We start from the raw sequence: 21,048 nt of genomic DNA, 5'->3' as shown, positions 1-21,048 counted from the left end.
GGCAGACGCTGTCTGTCTGCAGACCTGTTGAGCCAAATTACTGGACAAGCCGAACCGGGCACGGATTTGGTGGTAGCACAGAGATTGGAGTTTGACTGCGTTAACTACCTTCTCGGGTGTGTTTTGGTTACCCAGTTCAACGCCTGGAGGAAAGCATCCAAGGTCGCATCCAATTTTGCGGCTTGCGACTCAGACACCTTGAGCTTGCAGGAAACGGTCAGGACTTGGGTCATGGCCTTGTTATATTGTATTGATATTGATTATTGTATTCTCCTCGGATTCTTCCCGGCCCTCGACCTGCGGGCAGAAGGCGGGGCTCCTGCGGCTTCTAGCTGAAGAGACGAGGTAGACTCATGCCTTGGGATCTGGGGCGGTTCTGGAACACACTCACCTACTATGAGGCCCTGCCTTTGGCGGAGGTGTGGCGTTGGGTTCAGAATGGGTTCCAGGCCGTGGAGGATGATTGTGTGCCACCTTCTCTTGCCGAGTCGGCTCCTATCCAGGTGGGGGTAGTGGGGGAAGGTTTGCCTGACGGGTTGGCGGAGGCGCTGCGGCAGCAGGGCGTGGAGGTGAGCCAGACACCAGATTGGGCGACGGCAACGGTGATCCTGGGTTTGGAGGATCCGCCAACAGCCAAGGCTTATCTGGAGCAATTGCGCAGCAGTGGGCAAACGGAGCGAATGCTGTTCGACTTTCGCCGGCCCAACCCAGATCTGAACCGGTTTTGGGGCATTTTGGACGATGTGGTCATGGGAGGGGTGAGCCAAAGCCAGTTGCAGTGGGGGGAGGGGCAGCTTCTGTTTACAGGGCAAGTTTCCACGGCCAACTTTGGGGGGTTTGTTTCCACGCGCACCCGCAATTGGCAGCCGCCGCTGGACTTGTCGGGGTTTGCCGGTCTGGAGCTGCGCCTGCGAGGGGATGGGCAGCGGTATAAGGTCTTACTGCGGGATCAAGGCGGCTGGGACAGCCCCGCCTACGGCTATGCGTTCGACACTGCGCCGGGAGAAGAGCAGACCGTTCAGATCCCCTTTGCGGAGATGGTTGCCACGTTCCGCGCCCGCCTTGTGCCTTCGGCTCCTGCGCTCAATACTCGCCAGATCTGCTCTCTGCAGGTGATGTTGAGCAAGTTTGAGGCGGATGGCCGCTTGAACCCCCGTTTCCGACCGGGGCCTTTTCAACTGGGCTTGCGCTGGATTGGGCTGTATCGTCGGGAGCCTCTGCCGCAATTGATCGGGGTGGCGCGGGGATCCCTTGCCCCGGAGTGGATAGCTGCCCTGCAGGGTAGCTCCAGCCGTTGGTGTGGGGTGGAAATTCCGGCGGAGATGGAGGGATCCGCTCTGGCAGCCCAGTTGCTGCGGCTGATGCGGTCGCCTCAAAATGTGGGCCGGGTGGAACGATGGGCGGCCTTCCATGCTTAGGTTCCCGGCCTGCTTGCCTTTCAAAGGATCCCTGGGATGGGCCTTGGGGATGGGTTTTTTGGCCGGGCTATGGCTCCTATGGGGGCAGGGGATTCCCTATCTGTTCGACTGGGATGAGCTGATCTACGCCAGCTTGGCGCGGCAGATGCTGGCCAGCGGGGATCCGCTCTCGTTGGCGATCAACGGGGAGCCCTTTTTTGAAAAGCCGCCCCTGTTTTTTTGGCTGCAGGCCCTGTCCATGGCTGTTTTGGGGATGAACGAATGGGCGGCGCGGTTGCCCAATGCCTGGGTGGGCGGGATCACAGTGGCGCTATTGGTGGGGTGGGGATCCCATCTGCGTGGGGTGGGGTTTGGCTGCCTGTGGGGGATCCTACTGCTGACGGGCTACCTGCCCTTGTTTTTTTACAAAACCGGCCTCATCGACCCGCTGTTGAATCTGGGGATGGGGGTGGGTCTGGGATCCCTGTTGGCCGCGGATCAGGCGCGTCGGGTGGGGTGCTCCGGTCGGGTTTGGAAGGCGGTGGGGGCGCTGGCTCTGGGCTTGGCGGTGTTGGCCAAAGGGCCAGTGGGGTTGGTGTTGCCGCTGCTCATCTGGGTTGGCTACAAGGTCTGGCACCGGGATCCCCAGACCGGCTGGGGAGACACTCTGGCTTTTCTGGGCTTGGCGGCGGCTATTCCCCTCGCTTGGCTGGCGCTGGAAGGGGTGCAACGGGGGCCGCAATGGGTGGAAGAGTTTGGGCGCTACCAATGGCGCATCCTCACCACCTCGGATGGGCATCCCGGCCCGGTTTATTTTCATCTGCTGGCCTTTGCCTTGGGGTGCTTTCCCTGGGGCGCTCTGGCCTTGGCCGGGATCCTGCAGACGATCCCCAGGAGTATGGGCTTGGTGGATTTGACTCGGCGGGCAGAACATCTGCTGTTGGTGGCTTTTGGGGTGGTGCTGGCCTTGTTTTCGCTGCTGGTGCAAACCAAGCTGGTACACTACACCTCGCTGCTGTATCCCATTGGGGCCTACTTTGCTGCCGTGCGCCTGCAGCGGCTGGGGTTAGAAGAGGCCCGGCTCAGCTTTTGGGAAGGTTGCTGGATCCTGCTGAGCGGCTTGTTTTGGCTGGCCCTGTGGCTGGTGCTGCCCTGGCTGGGATCCCAGGATCCCATCCTGCTGATGTCGGTGGCCGAGAAAAGATTGGAAGCTTTGGGGATCCCTCTTCCCGAGCTTTTCCAGAGCCTATCGGACAGCTTGGCGCTGGGCTATCTGCAAGCCGATGTGGATTGGCCCGGCTTCGCCTATGGCCCTGCTTTGCTTTTGGTGCTGGGGGGGCTGGCCTGGATCGGGGGTCGGCACAAAAGTTGGGGATGGGCGATCCTACTCTTGGCCACCGGACTGAGCGCCCAACTGGCCTGTTGCTGGGTCTTCCCCCGCCTGCTGCAACACACCCAGGGAGGAGCCGTCCACTTTTTCCGGCAGTTTGCCACTTCCGAAAACAACGCCCAGCCAGCTCTCTCTGGAACGGTGGGCCTGTACGGCTTTCGCTCTTTTGTACCCTATTTTTATGGCCCGCTGCAGGTTCCCTACGCCGCCAGCCCAGAAGAGCTGGCCGACTGGCAAGCCCAGGGGCAGGCGCCCGACTACCTGGTTACCTGGGATCCCTTTGTAGCTGAACTTACAGCTCCCGAGGGCGAACAGGCAGCCATTCTGGGATCTTGGCGGGTCGTCGAGCGCCGCAGTCCCTTTTGGCTGTTGAAAAAAACCTCTTCTCCTCCCTAGGCCCCAGATGAGCCAGTACGTGCTGCGCATCAGCGATATTCCCGCCCAAGATCGCCCCCGCGAGCGGCTGCTCAGCCAAGGGGCAAGGCACCTCTCCCATGCGGAGCTGCTGGCCATTCTGCTCAACACCGGACAGGGGCCGGGCAAACTCTCAGCAGTCGGCCTAGCCCAGTTGCTCCTGAAAAAGTTAGAAGCCCAAGGGGATCCCTTGGCCCAGTTGCGCCAGGTGGAAGCCGGAGAGCTGATCCAGATCGAAGGCATTGGCCCGGCCAAGGCAGCCACAGTGTTGGCCGCCATCGAGCTGGGACGACGGGTGTTTTTGAGTCGTCCGCCAGACCGGACAGCCATTGAGTCGCCAGAACAAGCGGCTATGGCTCTGAGTGGTGACTTGATGTGGGAATCTCAAGAGCACTTTGCCGTCTTGCACTTGGATGTCAAGCACCGTCTGCTCAGCCAGCAGATTGTAACCCGGGGCACCGCCACCGAAACCCTGTCTCATCCGCGGGAGACTTTCCGCAGCGCCATCAAACAGGGGGCCAGTCGCATCCTCGTCGCCCACAACCACCCTTCCGGTTGCTTGGATCCCAGCCCAGAAGACCTTGCCCTCACCCGGCAACTCTTGCAGGCGGGGCAACTGCTGCAGATCCCGGTTTTGGACCACCTCATCTTGGGCGGCGGACAGTTCCTCAGCTTGCGCCAACGCACCAACCTTTGGCAGGAGTTTCCCCAGCCGGAGTAGTCTTCACCCCCAGCCTTTCTCCCAGAGAGAGAGAGAGTAGAATCAAGGTAACGGACAGGTTCGCCGTCTTTGGGTTGGCCGCGCCCAAGGGATCCCTGTATGGCTCTCAAGCATCCGGGAGTGGCTCAAAACGCATCCCCACCTTGAGCTGGCCGCCATTGACCAAGTCCCAAGCCGATTGTTCTTTTCTGCCAGGCAGCTGCGCCCGTCGAATCAACAGGGATCCCTCTCCTGTGGCTACGTAGATCCCTTCTCCTCTGGCCAACCCCACCACTTCTCCGGGACTGCCCTGGGGGATTTCAGGGGGTGGCGAGTGCAGTTGGGGAGAGGCGGAGCGGACAATCTTTATCCGCTGTCCCTCTATACCGGTGAAACAGTTGGGGGAAAAGGCGCGAATTTGATTGTGCAAAGCTTGAGCCGAGCGCTGCCAATCCAGATGAAAATCTGGCTTCTTCAACAGAGGAGCATAAGTAGCCTGGGATCCGTCCTGAGGGATGGGGGTGAGTTCCCCTTTCTCCAATTTCAAGAGCGTTTCCACCAAGAGTTCTGCCCCCAGTTGAGCCAGTTGGGGTGCCAATTCTAGGCTGGTTTGCTCTGGCCCAATGGGTAGCTTGGCCTGGAGCAGGATGGCCCCCGTATCCATTCCCTCATCCATGAGCATCGTGGTTACGCCGGTCTCGGTTTCGCCGTTGGCAATAGCCCACTGGATGGGGGCAGCGCCACGATAGGCGGGCAGGAGGGATCCATGCACATTCACACAGCCCAGCTTGGGCATCTGCAACACCGTCAGGGGCAAGATCTGGCCGTAGGCCACCACCACAAACACATCGGCAGCCAGCGCCTCCAGAGCCGCCAGCACTTGGGGATCCCGCCGCAAGCGGACAGGCTGCCACACCGGGATCCCGTGGGCCTGGGCGAGAACCTTGGTAGGGGGGGGAAGCACCTTTTGTCCCCGTCCCTGGGGCCGATCCGGCTGACAGACCAATCCCACCACTTCAAAGGGAGACTGCGGCTGCAACAGGATCTGCAGCGAAGGCAGGGCAAACTCTGGCGTGCCGAAAAAAACAACCCGCATGGCCAACCCCAACGAGCACTGTCCTTCAGAATACGCTCAGCCAGCGGCTGCAAACGCTCGGCTACTTACTATCTCCTCCGTCAACTGACACCCGGAGATTCAGTCTGGGAGGCAGGAGAAGGGGGTGGCGGCTTATCCAGCGGAGAGATTTCTCTCTCTGAGATGGGGGATCGCCCGGTCAAGGGCACTTGGGGGGCCTGCCAAAAGGCGGGCTGTTTGAGATCGAACTCCTGGCTCCAGGCCGGGAAAAAGGAGCCCAGTTTTTGCCCGGAAAGCCGCAGCCTTTGCAAGAAAGTCCATTCCAGACGGGTCAAGGCTCGCCGCAGAAAATCCTTAGCCCAAGCCGGATCCGGAGCTTCTGCCGCCTGCAAGTTCACCTGCAAGAGGCCCAGTTTGGGATGGAAATGAACCCGTGCTTGGATCCCTTCCGGACGCAACAGGTAATTGAACACCTGCTGGATGGCCACCTCATCCCCCCGCTGAGCGCGATACAGAGGGCTGTTGGGGTTGGGCTGGGGCTGATAGCGCCACTCGCGGTGCCATTCCGGGATCCCTTCGTTGGCCAAAAAGCCAAAAAGCTCCACCTGACGTTGCCTGTGGGTCAGCGCCATGTGCTCCAATGCCGGCGAGAGGCTCCCCAGCAAAGCATCCGGCTCAGGCAAGGGATCCCCCTCTAGGCGCAGCAACAGGCGGTGGCCGGAAAGCCGCGCTTGTACCTGGAGATAACCCAACCCCAGGGATCCCAGGGCTTTTTGCAGATCGGCCAAGATAGCGGGCAGAGGAGCCTGGACATCCAAAGAATCGCTCACCGACAAAAGATCTCCAACAAGCCCTAACCCAACCTAGCCAATTTCCTAGGTTGCTTGGATCCCTGGGATCGCCGGCCAAGATGGCCAGATCCATTCACCTCAGTTGCTAGACCCCCAGGATCAGGCGAGCTGCAGCGAACTGAGTTAACCTCAGCAACGGCTACAGCCCATAGAAATCCGGCCCGGATCCCTCGTAGCTGGGGTTGACCCGCAAGTTTAAGTGGGGACAGATGATCTCGCAGGTGCGGCACTGGATGCAGTTTTCCAAAGACATGGCATGGGAGCGGATGCCATTTTGGTCGCGGATGTGGTGTACCTCGGCTGTGCAGTCGGCCACGCAGGGGGTGGGGCGATTCAGCTTGTCGTAGGTGGCGATGCACCGGCGGCAGGTTTCGGCGTCGAACTCCAAAATATGACGGTTGCCTTCGGGGTAGCGGGGATCCGCGAAAAAAACCGCATCGGGCCGCGAGAAATAGCCCGGTCGAGAGGCCAATTCCTGGGGAGCCAAGGTTGTGGGGGCCACAAAATCCGCTTGAATGGCAGCGTGGGGGGCCACATAGCCTCGCGGGGGTGGCTCGCTGGGGCTGACCCGCCCGGTGAGCAGGGTGTAGGCGCGCAGAGTTTCTCGTCCGCGGCGAACGGGATCCTGTAAACCCCAGCGCAGGGATCCCAGCCAGGGATGGCCGGCATCGACGCTGCGGCACACCTGAGGCAAGTATTCTTCCAGCAAGCGGGAGTTCTCCAGAAAAGCCTCGCGGAAATAGCGACTGCGGTAGAGGTTTTGCCCCACCGCACTTTCCATCACCGCCCTTTGGTAGTCGGCCTGGATGCGCAGATCCCCTTTCAAGAAGCCATCGTGAATGAGGCCCGCCGCCAGATAGCCGGTTTCCATCGCGTTATCCACCCCGGCCAAGCTGCCCACATCCAACACCCCCAGCGCATCCCCCAACAGCAGGGCTCCCTCAACGCCAAACCGGGTGGGCAGGCTGTGGTAGCCCCCTTCGGGAATCACGGCAGCCCCATATTTGAGCAACCTGCCGCCAGCAATTAGGGACTGGATCCAGGGGTGAGCCTTGAACTCCTGCAGACGTTGCTGGGGGTTGAGGTTGGGGTTTTTGCTGTCGAGGCCGATGATCAGACCCAAAGCCAGGCGGTTTTCCTTAAGGCCATAGACGAAGCCGCCGCTGAAGCTGCCATCCAAAACCGGGTAGCCCAAGGTATGCCACACCTGCCCCTGCAGGGACTGGGGGATCTGCCACACCTCTTTGACCCCCACCGACCACAATTGCGGGTTGGGGCGCAGTTGAAACTTCTCGATGAGATCTTTGGAAATGAAGCCTTTGTCGCCAAAGCAGGTGAGTTCGGCAAAGATACAGTCTTCGTACACTTGGCCAGAATCGCTTGCCCGTACCCCGATCACCCGCTCCCCCTCGTAGAGGATTTCATGGGCGGCAAAGCCGGGGAACACATCGAGGGTAACATTTGGGATCCCTTTGGCTTTTTCCTGCAGGGTTTCGGCCAGCCAACGGATCACGTGGCTGAGGGTGAGAATGAACTGCCCCTGCTTGCGAAATCCCGGCGGGATCACCGCTTCCGGCAGATCCCAGCGCTGTTGGGATCCCAGCACGCTCAAGTGATTGGCTTCCACCCGGCCTTCGTGGGGAAATCCTTGGCTTTGAAAATCGGGGAAGAGCTTGGCGATCACTTGGAGGTTGCAGATGGCGCCACTGACGATGTGACCGCCGAATTGGCGGGCTTTTTCCAAAATGGCAATAGAGATTTTCAGCCCGGATAGCTTGGCCAAATCCAAAAGGCGATGGGCCAAGATCAAGTTGGAGGAACTCCCCCCCACCAACAGAAGGTCGTAGCGGATGGCTTCACTCATAGTCCCCCACACGGTAGCTCTGGATACCCTGCCTGTATCCTAAAAAGGGGAAGGGGAAAGGGGGCAAAACTTTAGACCTTCTCAAGCCTCTGGTTGAGCCGCCAGCAAAATGATTGTCATTGGCTTAATGTCGGGCACTTCGGTAGACGGGATCGATGTAGCCATCGTCCGCATCGAGGGCGACGATTCCCTACAGTGGGAGTTGATACATTTCCAGACGATCCCCTATTCCCCAACGCTGCGGGCGGAGATTTTGCGGGCTGCGGATCCCAAAACCGGCACGGTAGATCACATCTGCACCTTGAACTTTCGCTTGGGTCGAGCTTTTGCGGCAGCGGCCTTGCAAGGGATCCAGGCGGCCCATCTTACCCCCCAACAGATCGATCTCGTCGGCAGCCATGGCCAAACCCTTTGGCATAACCCCAGTGGGCCAGAAGCTTCGACTTTGCAAATCGGTGAAGCTGCGGTGATTGCCGAGCTGACCGGGATCCCGGTGGTGAGCAATTTTCGGGCGCGGGACATGGCGGCAGGAGGTCAAGGCGCACCTTTGGTAGCTTTTGTGGATTGGCTGCTGTTGAGGCATCCCCACCTTCATCGTGTGGCCCAAAACATCGGCGGCATTGCCAACCTCACCTATCTCCCCAGCCTCTGCAGTGGGGGATCCCCCTTGGCCTTCGACACTGGCCCCGGCAATGTTTTGATTGATTTGGCGGTGATGCGGGCCAGCCAAGGACAACAAGCCTTTGATCGCGATGGAAAATGGGCTGCCCAAGGCCAAGTCCACTGGGAAAAAGTTGCAGAATGGATGCGGGATCCCTATTTTCAAAAGGCACCGCCCAAAACCACTGGTCGGGAGTATTTTGGATCCCTTTATTTGGAGCAAATTTGGACCCAATTTATATCTGCTCACGACTGTATTGCCACCCTCACAGGGTTCACAGCCTGCTCCATTGCCCAAGCCTATAGGGACTTTTTGCCCGCGACCCCAGATCAAGTTATTCTCAGCGGTGGCGGCACCCAAAACCCTGTTCTCATGCAACTGCTGCAGGAGCAACTGCCGACCACAACCCTGTTGACTTCCGACCAAGTGGGGATCCCTTCTAAGGCCAAAGAGGCCCTTGCCTTCGCGGTATTGGCCTATAAAACCTGGCAAGGTAAGACCAACAATTTACCGGAAGCAACTGGGGCAAGACATGCTGCCATCTTGGGCCAAATCACACCCTCTTGTCGTAACCAGTCCTAACTCATCTGTATCGTTATCTCCAACAAGCTTGAGCCATTCCTCATACTCCCGAGGAAAGAGAAATGTCCGGAATTGCGGCGGAGCCTCTGCCGAATCCAGATCTCGCTAGGATGTCACGCAAGGCTGAGAAAAGCGATAAAGTTACCTTGCCAAGATCTATAAATCAAAAGCCCTAGTTCTTATGAAGGATCGTCCTCTGCCTCCACTTCTGCTGGCAATCATGATTTTTAATTTCTTCATTCTTTTGAGCTGTAGTGTTGTACGGCATCACCTGTTTCAGTCTGGAGGATACGATCTCGGCATCTTTGACCAATCCATATATCTAATCAGTCGAGGAGAGATTCCATTTTCCACCATTCGAGGGATCCACATCTTGGGAGACCACGCAGCCTTTATTCTCTATCCCATCAGCTTTTTGTACCGCATTGTCCCCTCGGTCTATTGGCTGTTTGGGCTCCAATCCCTGGCGTTAACCTTGGGAGCATTGGCTATTTATCACCTTGCGCTTCAGGCCAAGGTCGATCCCAGCCAAGTGATGGTGATTGCCACAGCCTATCTTCTCTATCCGGCCATTTTTAACGCCAACCTTTTTGATTTTCATCCAGAGGTTTTGGCCGTTCCCCTTTTCTTGGCGGCTGTGCTCTGCATTCGCTCTGGAAAATTGTGGGGGTTCCTTCTCTGTTTGAGCGGCATCCTCGGCTGTAAAGCAGTGTTGTCTCTCAATGTTGTCGCCCTGGGAGCCTGGCTGTTGCTTTGGGAAAGAGGACGAATTCAAGAACGCTGGCAATGGCGCTGCCAAGTGGGCGGCTGGACGGCAATTGCGGCAGGATCAGCTTGGTTTGGGATAGCCACTTTTGGGGTCATTCCTCACTTCAGCGGCAGCGAGCCGGCAGCCGTTTCTCATTACGACTATCTAGGGAATTCTGTTGCGGAAATTGTTCAAGGTTTAATCTTGAGACCGATGCTGGTTTTGAGCAAAGTCTTCTCTCTGGACACCCTGTTTTATGGATTTTTATTGGTTGCGCCTTTGGCTTGGGGCCTCTCTTGGCGACACTGGGATCCCTGGATCCCTGCCCTGCCTACCCTGGGTTTGAATATACTCTCCAGCAACCCCGCCTATCGAGATCTGGTGCATCAGTACGCTTTGCCTATCGTTCCTTTCTTGTTCTTAGCTGTCATCGAGAATGTGAAAAATCACCTCTTCCAGAGCCATTTTATAAAAGATGGAAAACTGCCCCTGATCTGGTCTTCGCTGGCCTTTTTGGCCTTGGGGAAATACACCTTTTTCGGCTCGATTTATCTCAGCTCCCTGGACACTTGGCAGGCAACCCGACAGGCTCTTGCCCAGATCACCACCCAAGGGGGCGTCCTCACCACCCACGAGATCAGCCCTCACCTCACCCAGCGACCTGTAATCTACTTTACAGACGAGGGCCGCTTCAATGGATCCCCGCCTTCTCAATGGGATCCCTTTAATTATGTGTTGCTCAACACCCGTCATCCGGGGTGGCGCAGCAGTCCAGAGTTTTCCCGTGTCCTGATTGAAGCTTTACAGAAGGAAACTCAATTCCAGCTTCTGTACCACCAAGATGGGGTGTATTTGTTCTCTAGGTTACGAAAAGACCTCTAAGAATCGCATAAGAATCGCAATTCTAAGGACTGCAGACTACTTTATTGGCACTTGATCTAATTGACTTAAACCAAGTCTTCTTCTCGTTGCAACAAATGATTAAGAAACTGCTGCTTCAATCTAAAGAAATTGTTTACACTTGCAAGGCTTAATCTGAGCTTAGTCTTCTCTTAACTTCAAGCCACTAAACTTTGTAGTGCCTATCCTCATGCGCGAATAGAGTAGCGCAGGGGTTAGGTGCTGTTTTATAAGACTCGTCAAGTTTCTAAACAAAACTTGTCAAGACAAGAGGAGAAGTCAACATGAGTATCCATTCGCATGGCCCTAAGCTTCGTCCTGGAGACGAGCCTATGTGTAACCACTCTCCCAACCCCACTTTCAGCAGCATCCTGGAGAGCCGTTTGCAGCGGCGTCAAGTGTTGCAGGGGGGAATTGCTGCAGCGGTGGCCACCTTTTTTGGCTTGCCTGCGCTGAACGGTGCTTCCAAATCGGCAAAAGCCGCCAGTGGCAGTGCTTTGCTGGGCTTCAAGGCAATTCCTGTGAGCGCGGAAGACAAACTGGTGGTGCCCGAAGGCTACACTGCCCGACCGCTGCTGGCTTGGGGTACTCCCATCACCGGCACCTATCCACAGTTCAAGCTGGAAAACACCGGTGCCGAGCAGGGAATGCAGGTGGGTACCCACCACGATGGCATGCACTTCTTCCCCATCGAAGGGAAGGATCCCTGGCAGGGCAGCTCCACCGAGGGTTTGCTGGTGTTTAACCACGAGTACGTCGAGCCTCGGTTTATGCATGCTGCGGCTGTGGGCCAAAAGCTGGATTCCGACTTGTATCCCACCAATCCTGACGGCAGCCGCGATCCCGACCAGGTGCTGAAAGAGCTGAATGGCCACGGGGTGAGCATTGTCCACATCAAGCAGCAGGGAGACGGCAGTTGGGAAGTGGTGCGGGATCGCCTCAACCGCCGCATCAACGGTCTTACCCTCATGGAGATCCACGGCCCGGTGCGGGGATCCGACTTCGTGAAAACCAAGTTCAGCCCTGAAGGCACAATGACCCGGGGTACTTTGAACAACTGCGCCCACGGCGTCACTCCCTGGAATACCTACCTCACCTGTGAGGAGAACTGGGCTGGCTACTTCAGCAACACCAGCAAAGGCCCCGACCAAAAGCCCAACCTGCCCCGGGAGCACAAGCGCTACGGCGTGAGCACCGAGACTTCTCGCTACGGCTGGGAGCTGGCCAGCAACAAGGCAGACGAGTTCATCCGCTTCAATGCCACCCCCACCGCTGCGGATGCCACTCAAGACTACCGCAATGAGCCCAACACTTTTGGCTGGGTGGTGGAGATCGATCCCTTTGATCCCAGCAGCACTCCCAAGAAGCGCACCGCTCTGGGCCGCTTCGCCCACGAAGGCGTGGTGTTCCAGCCGCCGGTGGAAGGCCAGCCGATTGTGGCCTACATGGGGGATGATGCCCGCTTTGAGTACATCTACAAGTACGTCTCTGCCGAGCCCTACCGCAAGGAAACGGCGGGTGGAAATCTGTTGGACAATGGCACCCTGTATGTGGCCAAGTTCAACGAAGATGGCACGGGCGAGTGGCTGCCGCTGGTGTTTGGGAAAAACGGCCTGACCCCGGAAAACGGCTTCACCAGCCAAGCAGACGTGTTGGTGAATACCCGCACGGCGGCGGATTTTGTCGGCGCCACCAAGATGGATCGGCCCGAGTGGGGAGCGGTGGATCCGCAAACCCGCATGGTCTACTTCACCCTGACCAACAACAGCCGTCGGGAACAAGACCAGGTGAACGCTGCCAACCCCCGTCCCAAAAACAAGTGGGGCCACATCATCCGCTGGAAGGAAGCCAACGACCGGCCTCAAGCCACCCGCTTTGAGTGGGATCTCTTTGTCTTGGCCGGGCCGCCGGAAGATAGCCGCAAGCTATCGGGCCAGCCCCTCAATGAAGACAACATCTTCAACTCTCCCGATGGTCTGTGGTTCGATGCCAGCCGTCGCCTCTGGATCCAGACCGACACCAGCGAAAGCAATCTCAACAAAGAGGAGTTTGCGCCTTTTGGCAACAACCAAATGTTGGCTGCCGATCCGGATACAGGGGAAATTCGCCGCTTTTTAACCGGGCCGATTGGGCAGGAGATCACCGGTGTGGTCACCACTCCCGATCAGCGCACCATGTTCATCAACGTGCAGCACCCAGGCGCCAGCACCAGCGAGGACGACTTTGCTGCCGGCAAGGTCGATTCCCGCTGGCCAGACTACGACCCCAATCTCTACCCCCGCTCGGCGGTGGTGGTGATCACCAAAAATGACGGCGGGATCATCGGTACCTAGTTGTCTCTGAGGCCGTCAGCCCATAAAACCCAGCGGCAGGGATCCTTCATCTCTGCCGCTTTCTTGCACTTAACCCAGCAAGGCTGGTCCCTGCAGGGTCAGGAATCTGGAGCTATCTCTCAAGTACCAATTCTCCCTCTGGGAGACGAGCCGGGGGTGAGGGAAATTAATCCCACAGGTTCAAATCCGTCACTGCTCCCAAGCTGCTGCTGGAGACCAGCTTGGCGTACTTGGCTAGGGTGCCCCGTTTGTAGCGAGGCTCAGGAGGAGACCAGCGGGCGCGGCGGCGGGCCAGCTCTTCTTCGCTCACATGCAAGTGCAACTGGCGAGCCGGGGCATCAATGGTGATGAGATCCCCTTCCTCCACCAGGGCAATCGTGCCCCCCACATAGGCTTCGGGAGCCACATGGCCCACCACCATGCCGTAGGTGCCGCCGGAGAAGCGGCCATCGGTGATCAGGCCAACGCTATCCCCCAAGCCGGCGCCGATGATGGCCGAAGTGGGCGAGAGCATCTCCCGCATGCCGGGGCCACCTTTGGGGCCTTCGTAGCGGATCACCACCACATCCCCTGCTCGGATCTGGCCGGAGAGGATGGCCTGCAGGCAGGACTCCTCTGAATCGAAGACCCGCGCCGGCCCGGTAATTTTCGGGTTCTTGACGCCGGTAATCTTGGCTACTGCTCCTTCGGGAGCCAGATTCCCCTTGAGGATGGCCAGATGCCCTTGGGGATACAGGGGGCTGTGCCAAGGGCGGATCACCTCCTGATCCGGGCTAGGCTCGTCCGGCACATCCCGCAGGACTTCGACGATGGTCTGGCCGGAGATGGTGAGGCAGTCCCCGTGCAGCAGGCCGTGGTTGAGCAGCATTTTCATCACCTGGGGGATCCCGCCGGCTCGGTGCAGATCGGTGGCCACAAACCGTCCTGAAGGCTTGAGATCGCAGAGGACAGGCACGCGAGCACGAATGGTCTCGAAATCATCTAGCGTCAGGGGCACTTCTGCCGCATGGGCAATGGCCAGAAAGTGGAGCACGGCGTTGGTGGATCCCCCTACGGCCATGATCACCGAGATGGCATTTTCAATGCTTTTGCGGGTGATGATGTCGCGGGGGCGGATGTTGGCTTTGATGGCCTCTGCCAAGACCTTGGCCGATTGGGCGGCACTTTCGGCTTTCTCTTCGTCTTCTGCAGCCATGGTGGAGGAGTAGGGCAGGCTCATCCCCATGGCCTCAAACGCGCTGGACATGGTGTTGGCCGTGTACATGCCGCCGCAGGATCCGGCACCGGGACAGGCATGGCGCTCCACCGCCAGCAGCTCTTCCTCGGAGATGCGCCCGGCACTGAACTCCCCTACGGCTTCAAAAGCGCTCACGATGGTGAGGTCGCGGCCATTGTAGTGACCCGGCTTGATGGTGCCGCCGTAGACGAAGATCGAGGGTACATTGAGGCGGGCCATGGCGATCATCGCCCCCGGCATGTTCTTGTCGCAGCCGCCAATGGCCAAGAGGCCATCCATGCTCTGGCCGTTGACCACCGTCTCGATGGAATCGGCAATCACTTCCCGCGACACCAGGGAGTATTTCATCCCCTCCGTGCCCATGGAAATGCCATCGCTGATGGTGATGGTGCCGAACACCTGGGGCATACAGCCCGCTGCCTTCAGAGCCGCCTCCGCCCGCTCCGCCAGAGTTTGGATCCCCATGTTGCAGGGGGTGATGGTGCTATGGGCGTTGGCAATGCCGACAATGGGCTTGCCGAAGTCTTCGTCGCGAAAGCCTACGGCCCTGAGCATGGCGCGGTTGGGGGAGCGCTGTACTCCCTGGGTAACCACTTGGCTGCGCAGCGGGAAAGGGGAATTGGCCATCATTGCAAGAGGAAACCGGGACGAAGTAGGGAGAGGAGAAAAGGGGTAGAACTCATCCTACCGCGTTTCTTCGGGGGAACATGAGCTTTCCCGGAAAGAGGGATCCAAACCAAATCTGAAGCAACTCTGTAAGTTGTCTGCACCTGCGCCAGGAATCGGCCAGCCTACCTAATAGAAGGGATCCCAGGTTCCAATCGCCCTGGCAAGACCGAGTCCTTGCACTCCGGGTCAAGACGCAGGGGTCGGGGATCCCTTGTATGGGTGTTTTTCTTTCGTGTTGGCGAAGCCTCGTATGGTTCTCAGCTCTCCTCTCCCCTCGCCTGCAGTGCCCAGCAGTGCCGACCGCGTTAGCGGGACGGAGTCCTCACGGGAGATGTTGCGGGATGTGCTCACCCTCTCCCGTCATGTTTTACAGCAGTTTGGCAGTTTTACGGCAGAGGCCCAAGACTTCAGCGCCCTGATGAACCGCATTGCCCTGGCCGGCAAGATGATTGCCCGGCGGCTGAGTCAGGCAGGACTGATCGAAGGGGCGCTGGGGGTTACCGGCAGCGTCAATGTCCAAGGGGAAGAACAGCAACAGATGGATGACTATGCCAACCGGGCCTTCATTCGCGCTTTGGAGCAAACGGGCCTGGTGTGTCGGCTGGTCTCGGAAGAGATGAAAACCCCGGCTCGCCTGCCGGAAAACTGCTCCCTCAGCCGCTTGGCCCTGATGATCGATCCCCTGGATGGATCCTCCAACATTGACGCCAACCTCAGCGTCGGCTCTATCTTCTCCGTCCTTCACCCTCTTGAGGATCGCCCGGAAGCGGACAACCAAGACCTGCTGCAACCGGGCCGTCGCCAACTGGCTGCGGGATATATTCTCTACGGCCCCAGCACCCAATTGGTCTATTCCGTCGGCAAGGGGGTACACGGTTTTACGTTGGATCCCAGCTTGGGGGAATTTATCCTCTCCCGCAGCGACATCCGCATTCCTGAACGCGGCTCCGTCTACAGCCTCAACGAGGGCTATTTTTGCCAGTGGAGCGAAGGGATCCAGAACTATGTCCGGTATGTTCACCGCCGCGATGGCTACATCTCCCGTTACAGCGGCGCTCTGGTGGCGGATTTTCACCGCATTCTCCTGCAGGGCGGAGTTTACCTCTATCCCGGCACCCAGAAAAAACCGGAGGGCAAGCTGCGCCTGATGTACGAGGCCAACCCCCTGGCTTTTCTGGCCGAGCAGGCGGGCGGGGCGGCCACCACTGGCACCGAGGCCATCCTGGATATCGTTCCCCAATCTCTCCACCAACGGGTGCCCCTTATCATCGGCAGCCGCGAGAACGTGGAAGAAGTGCTGCGCTGCCTAGAGGGTTCTCTGGTGCCCTAGGTTCTTCCCAATCCTTCTCTTTGAGCCAAGCTGGCCTATGGTAACCCTGGCAGAAAACCCCCTTCGCGTTGGTCTCAACCAAGAACGCACCCCGGATCCCTGCATTGTGGTGCAGTTTGGCGCTTCTGGGGATCTGGCCGCCCGAAAGCTGCTCCCGGCCTACTACCGGCTGTTTGGGCAGCGGCGGCTGCCGCCGGAGTTTACTTTGGTGGGGGTGGCCCGCCGCGATTGGACTCACGAGGTTTATCGGGAAAAGATGCGGGCTGCCGTGCAGGAGTTTGCCCCCCAGGACTTGGGGCCGGAGGCCCTCTGGCAGGACTTCGCCAGCCGCCTGTTCTATTGCCGCCTCGATATCGGAGATGCTGAGAGCTATCTGCGCCTAAAGCAGCTGCTCAGCCAGCTGGACGAAGAGCGGGGCACCCGCGGCAACCGAGTGTTCTATCTGGCGGTGGCGCCGGACTTCTATGCCCAGGCCATCCAACAGCTGGGGGCAGCTGGCATGGTGGCCGATCCGACCAAAACGCGGGTGGTGATCGAAAAGCCCTTTGGCCACGACCTCACCTCGGCCCAGGAACTCAACCGCCTTGTGCAGCGAATTTGCCAGGAAGAGCAGATCTACCGCATTGATCACTACTTGGGCAAAGAGACGGTGCAAAACCTGCTGGTCTTCCGCTTTGCCAACGCCATTTTTGAGCCTCTCTGGAACCGCAACTACATCGACCATGTGCAGATCACCGTGGCGGAGACGGTGGGGGTGGAGGATCGGGCCGGCTACTACGACACTGCCGGCGCCCTGCGAGACATGGTGCAAAACCACCTAATGCAGATCTATTGCCTGACGGCCATGGAGCCACCTGTCTCACTGCGCAGCGATGGGGTGCGCAACGAAAAGACCAAGGTGCTGCAGGCCACCCGCCTAGCGGATCCCCGCAATGTGGCAGCCGCAGCGGTGCGGGCGCAGTACGGCCCTGGCTGGATTGCCGGCAAGCCGGTGCTGGGCTATCGGCAGGAGCCCAATGTCAATCCCCAGTCCAAAACCCCCACCTACGTCGCTCTGAAACTGGAGTGTGATACTTGGCGGTGGAAGGGGGTGCCCTTCTACTTGCGCACTGGGAAACGCCTGCCCAAGAAGGTTTCGGAGGTGGCCATTCACTTTAAGCAGGTGCCCCTTTCCTTGTTCCAATCGGCAGCTCGGGAGGTGAGTCCCAACATCCTGGTACTGCGCATCCAACCCAATGAGGGCATCTCGTTGCGCTTTGAGGCCAAGATGCCGGGGCCAGAGATCCGCACCCGCTCGGTGGACATGGATTTCCGCTATGGGACTGCCTTTGGAGCGAGTACACCGGATGCTTATGATCGCCTGCTCCTGGATTGTCTGTTGGGAGATCCAACGCTGTTTACCCGTGCCGATGAGGTTGAAGCGGCCTGGCGGGTGGTGACGCCGGTGTTATCGGCCTGGGAATCGGAGCCCGGCAGCGGCAATGGCGGCGGTGCTGCACCGCCTCTGTTCACCTATGAGGCCGGCACTTGGGGGCCAAAGGCTGCCGAAGATCTGCTCACCCAATCGGGGCGGCGGTGGCGGCGCCTCTGATTTGGCCGATGGCAGTTGCAGAGGAGAACACTGAGAAGTAGGGATCCCCGGCTGTTGCAGCTAACATGGGCATGGCCTGTTTATTGCGTGGGTATCATGCCGCCACTGTTGTTCCGGTTATCCGTCCGGCCCTGGCGAGCCTTGTCGGTGGGCCTGGCAGTTGTGTCGGGGATGGGAGGGTGGAGCTCTGCCCAGGCCCAGGTGTTGCTGCACGTCCCTCTGCCCAATGGGGGCTTGATGCAGGCCCAAGCGCTACAACTGGCCACCGACTCGCTGCGGCTGGCCCAGTTTGGCCAGACGGAAGAAGCGCTGCGCCGCCTGCAACTGGCCGTGGCCATGGTGCCCAACTCCTCAGAGCTACTCTACGTTTTGGGCAACGTACACCTAGAACTGGGGGACTTGGAGCAGGCGATTGCCTCGTTGCAGAAGGCCCGCGCCCTGTCTCCTCAAGATGGGGATGTCCTCTACTCGCTGGGATCGGCTTATTTGCGGCAGGGCAGCTACTTTGCCGCTGCTGAAACCCTGGAACGAGCTGTGGCCCTGCAACCGGATAACCCTAACGCTCGCTTCCAACTGGGCAATGCCTACCTCATGCTGGATCGGTGGGATGCGGCCCGGCAGGAATATGAGAAGACCTTGGAGTTGGATCCCGCCTACTGGCCGGCCATGAACAACATGGGCTTGGTGGACTATGAGCAGGGGGATCTGGACGCCGCCATCGATCGCTGGGAACGCACGATAGAGATGAACGACTCTGTGGCAGAGCCCTATTTGGCCCTGGCGACTGCCCTCTACATTCGGGGAGAAACCGAACGGGCTGAGGAACTGGGGGCAAAGGCCATGCGCTTGGATCCCAACTACGCCCGCCTGCAGGTGTTGCGGGAGAACCTGTGGCGAGAAAACCTGCTGCGAGATGTGCAGATCCTCCTGCGCACCCGCCCTGTTGCAGAAGCTCTGCAGCAAGCCGCCATCGAGCAGTTCAACCGGCGGATGGGCCTCTCAGAATAGATTCAGGATAGATTTAGGAATTGACAGTGGGAAGTTCTGCAGGGGATCCCTTGAGAACTCGTGCCTGAAACTTGGCCCGAATCCGCTCGGCAATCCCGGCACTGTTCAAGCCTAGTTCTGCCAAGGATTCCTCGGGGGTGGCGTGCTCCACCCACACATCCGGCACCCCCAAGCGCAACAAGGGCACTGCCAGGTCGGCGTCGAGCAGGGCTTCGGCCACTGCCGAGCCAAACCCACCCATGAGGCAACCTTCTTCCACCGTCACCACCAAGCGGCTCTGTTCGGCCAAAGGCAGGATCAGCTCGGTATCCAAAGGCTTGGCGAAGCGGGCATTGACCACTGTGGCTGAGATACCGTGTTCTTTCAAGATCTCCGCCGCCTGCAGGCTGGGATGCACCATCGACCCATAGGCCAGGATCAACACCTCGCCACCGCTGCGCAGCACCTCGGCTTTGCCGATGGGCAGGGGTTCCCACCCCTCTTCTGCCAGAGGCACCCCTACACCCGATCCGCGCGGGTAACGCATGGCGATGGGGCCCTTGGTGTACTGGATCCCGGTCACCACCATGCGCTGCAGCTCTGCTTCATCTTTGGGAGCCATCAGCACCATTTCCGGAATGCAGCGCAGATAGGCGATGTCGTACATGCCTTGGTGGGTGGGGCCATCGGCTCCCACAACTCCCGCCCGATCCAAGCAGAAGAAGACCGGCAACTTTTGGATGCAGACATCGTGGATGATTTGGTCGTAGGCTCGCTGCAGAAAGGTGGAGTAAATGGCTACCACCGGGCGCATCCCCTCACAGGCCATGCCGGCGGCCAACGTCACAGCGTGCTGCTCGGCGATCCCCACATCCACAAACTGATCTGGCAGCTTTTCCTTCAGTTTGTCCAGGCCGGTGCCTGTGTCCATGGCAGCGGTGATGCCGATGATGCGGGGATCCCGCTCGGCCAGCTTGCAGAGGGCATGGCCAAAGACCTTGCTGTAGCTGGGGGGCTTGGGCTTGGTGGGCGGGTAGGGCTTGCCGGTGGCCAGGTCGAAGCGGGATTGGGCATGATACCCCACCTGTTCCGCTTCGGCAGGCGGGTAGCCCTTGCCTTTGACGGTGGCCACATGCACCAGTACCGGGCCGGAGATGCCGTGGGCCAACTCAAAGGCATCCAACAACTCCGCCAGGTTGTGCCCGTCCACCGGCCCCACGTAGGTAAAGCCCAGCTCCTCAAAGATAATGCCGGCTTTGTTGTTTTGCACAGCGGTAACCAGCTTCACCGTTTCCTTGAGGCGGTCAATTTCTGGGCTGAGGCTGGATCCCAGTAGGGGCAGGTTCTTCAGTTGCTCTTCTAGGCTGTCGGCCAAAAACTGCACCGGCGGGCTGAGGCGCAGGCGGTTTAAATAGCGAGGGATCGCCCCCACATTGGGGGAAATAGACATGCCGTTGTCGTTGAGCACCACCATTAGGTTGGTCTTGGGCAGGTGCCCGGCGTGGTTGATGGCTTCATAGGCCATGCCTCCGGTCAGGGCACCATCCCCAATGATGGCCACCACCTTGAAGTTGTCTCCCCGCCGATCCCGAGCGATGGCCATGCCCAAAGCTGCCGAGATGCTGGTGGAAGCGTGCCCCGCCCCAAAGTGATCGAAGCGGCTCTCGCTGCGCTTCAGGTAGCCGGAAATCCCCCCCTTCTGGCGCAATGTGTGGAAATTGTGGTACCTGCCGGTGAGCATTTTGTGGGCATAAGCCTGGTGCCCCACATCCCAGATCACCTTGTCTCGATCCAGATCGAGGGTCTTGTAGAGGGCCAAGGTCAGCTCCACCACCCCCAGCCCTGGCCCCAGATGACAGCCGACCGGGGAATTGGCAGCCGTCTGCAGATGTTTGTCGCGAATCTGGCGGGCTAGGCTGCGCAACTGGCTCAGGTTCAGGTTTCGGAGCTGGTTGGGATGAGTGATGTCACTCAGGTGCATAACGGACTCGTCCTTCCGGTGTGATCTCACTCTAATTCATTTTCAGGAGGGGTTTTGTAGCCCTCCCTCTCAAAACTTCAAGGAATGCAGGGATCCCCTCAATGCTGGGCCAAGGGCAGTAAACTACCCGACCCTGACTGCTTCGCAGTACAGTGCGGGCTTTCAGTAGCCCTGAGCCTGTTATGCTCTCCCAGAGAACAAAACAAACTCGAACCTCTGGGCTGGTTTACGGCAGCCCCCAAAAGCGCAATTACGTTTGCACCATTCCAGTCCGCATCCCCTTCCCATCCACAGTGCCCACACTTAAACTGCTTCCCACTGCGATTTTGCTACGCAAC

14 protein-coding genes and 2 pseudogenes are annotated in these 21,048 nt (G+C 59.0%); 9 read left to right on the top strand and 7 right to left on the bottom strand.

The features are described 5' to 3' along the window. Positions 1-233, bottom strand: a pseudogene (locus NW870_RS10495) (RNA-guided endonuclease TnpB family protein); the annotation flags it as partial. Positions 234-353: 120 nt separating this feature from the next. Between NW870_RS10495 and NW870_RS10490 the strand changes: the two are divergent. Genes NW870_RS10490 through radC form a run of 3 tightly spaced genes read left to right on the top strand, consistent with a single transcriptional unit; the run spans position 354 to position 3,922 of the window. Continuing rightward, complete coding sequence (locus NW870_RS10490) at positions 354-1,418, top strand: CIA30 family protein (RefSeq protein WP_414375214.1); 1,065 nt, start codon at positions 354-356, stop codon at positions 1,416-1,418. Then, positions 1,411-3,183 carry an ArnT family glycosyltransferase gene (locus NW870_RS10485; protein WP_414375213.1) on the top strand — a complete coding sequence of 591 codons (1,773 nt, stop codon included), beginning with the start codon at positions 1,411-1,413 and terminating at the stop codon, positions 3,181-3,183. The genes NW870_RS10490 and NW870_RS10485 overlap by 8 nt, the downstream gene beginning before the upstream one ends. 7 nt (positions 3,184-3,190) lie before the next feature. Next, positions 3,191-3,922 carry a RadC family protein gene (radC, locus tag NW870_RS10480; protein ID WP_414375212.1) on the top strand — a complete coding sequence of 244 codons (732 nt, stop codon included), beginning with the start codon at positions 3,191-3,193 and terminating at the stop codon, positions 3,920-3,922. A gap of 106 nt (positions 3,923-4,028) precedes the next feature. Here the strand turns inward: radC and fmt are convergent, their stop codons facing one another. The 3 genes from fmt to NW870_RS10465 form a co-directional block, all read right to left on the bottom strand. Further along, the gene (fmt, locus tag NW870_RS10475; protein ID WP_414375211.1) at positions 4,029-4,997 is read right to left on the bottom strand and encodes a methionyl-tRNA formyltransferase; all 969 of its coding nucleotides are present in this window, start codon (positions 4,995-4,997) and stop codon (positions 4,029-4,031) included. Positions 4,998-5,077: 80 nt separating this feature from the next. Continuing rightward, complete coding sequence (locus NW870_RS10470; RefSeq protein ID WP_414375210.1) at positions 5,078-5,806, bottom strand: hypothetical protein; 729 nt, start codon at positions 5,804-5,806, stop codon at positions 5,078-5,080. A gap of 160 nt (positions 5,807-5,966) precedes the next feature. Then, positions 5,967-7,691, bottom strand: coding sequence for an electron transfer flavoprotein (locus NW870_RS10465; protein WP_414375209.1), 1,725 nt, complete (start codon positions 7,689-7,691; stop codon positions 5,967-5,969). Positions 7,692-7,800: 109 nt separating this feature from the next. Between NW870_RS10465 and NW870_RS10460 the strand changes: the two genes are divergently transcribed. The 3 genes from NW870_RS10460 to NW870_RS10450 all read left to right on the top strand — a co-directional run bounded on the left by NW870_RS10460 (position 7,801) and on the right by NW870_RS10450 (position 12,915). Next, positions 7,801-8,934, top strand: a complete 1,134-nt coding sequence (locus NW870_RS10460; RefSeq protein ID WP_414375208.1) for an anhydro-N-acetylmuramic acid kinase — start codon at positions 7,801-7,803, stop codon at positions 8,932-8,934. A gap of 181 nt (positions 8,935-9,115) precedes the next feature. Continuing rightward, positions 9,116-10,564: a DUF2079 domain-containing protein gene (locus tag NW870_RS10455; protein ID WP_414375207.1), complete on the top strand. Its 1,449-nt coding sequence runs from the start codon at positions 9,116-9,118 to the stop codon at positions 10,562-10,564. Between the two features lie 350 nt (positions 10,565-10,914). Continuing rightward, positions 10,915-12,915: a PhoX family protein gene (locus tag NW870_RS10450; protein WP_414375206.1), complete on the top strand. Its 2,001-nt coding sequence runs from the start codon at positions 10,915-10,917 to the stop codon at positions 12,913-12,915. A gap of 166 nt (positions 12,916-13,081) precedes the next feature. Here the strand turns inward: NW870_RS10450 and ilvD are convergent, their stop codons facing one another. Beyond that, a complete protein-coding gene (gene ilvD / locus NW870_RS10445) occupies positions 13,082-14,779 on the bottom strand; it encodes a dihydroxy-acid dehydratase (protein ID WP_414375218.1) in 1,698 nt (565 codons plus the stop codon). Positions 14,780-15,152: 373 nt separating this feature from the next. Here ilvD and fbp point away from each other — a divergent pair, with 373 nt between their 5' ends. The 3 genes from fbp to NW870_RS10430 all read left to right on the top strand — a co-directional run bounded on the left by fbp (position 15,153) and on the right by NW870_RS10430 (position 18,750). After that, a complete protein-coding gene (fbp, locus tag NW870_RS10440; protein WP_414375216.1) occupies positions 15,153-16,151 on the top strand; it encodes a class 1 fructose-bisphosphatase in 999 nt (332 codons plus the stop codon). Between the two features lie 37 nt (positions 16,152-16,188). Then, the gene (zwf, locus tag NW870_RS10435) at positions 16,189-17,742 is read left to right on the top strand and encodes a glucose-6-phosphate dehydrogenase (protein ID WP_011433572.1); all 1,554 of its coding nucleotides are present in this window, start codon (positions 16,189-16,191) and stop codon (positions 17,740-17,742) included. 96 nt (positions 17,743-17,838) lie between these two features. Then, entirely contained in the window at positions 17,839-18,750 is a 912-nt protein-coding gene (locus NW870_RS10430; protein WP_414375204.1) for a tetratricopeptide repeat protein, read from the top strand. A gap of 13 nt (positions 18,751-18,763) precedes the next feature. Here NW870_RS10430 and dxs read toward each other — a convergent pair whose 3' ends face one another. Both dxs and NW870_RS10420 read right to left on the bottom strand, forming a co-directional pair. Then, the gene (gene dxs, locus NW870_RS10425; protein ID WP_414375203.1) at positions 18,764-20,710 is read right to left on the bottom strand and encodes a 1-deoxy-D-xylulose-5-phosphate synthase; all 1,947 of its coding nucleotides are present in this window, start codon (positions 20,708-20,710) and stop codon (positions 18,764-18,766) included. A gap of 98 nt (positions 20,711-20,808) precedes the next feature. Continuing rightward, positions 20,809-21,033: pseudogene (locus NW870_RS10420) on the bottom strand (hypothetical protein); the annotation flags it as partial. Positions 21,034-21,048 lie beyond the last annotated feature (15 nt).

The sequence above is a fragment of the Synechococcus sp. R50.1 genome (assembly GCF_047462115.1).
Classification (GTDB): domain Bacteria; phylum Cyanobacteriota; class Cyanobacteriia; order Thermostichales; family Thermostichaceae; genus Thermostichus.
Note: the sequence above shows the minus strand (reverse complement) of the source record. Positions and strands in the feature narration are given on the sequence as shown.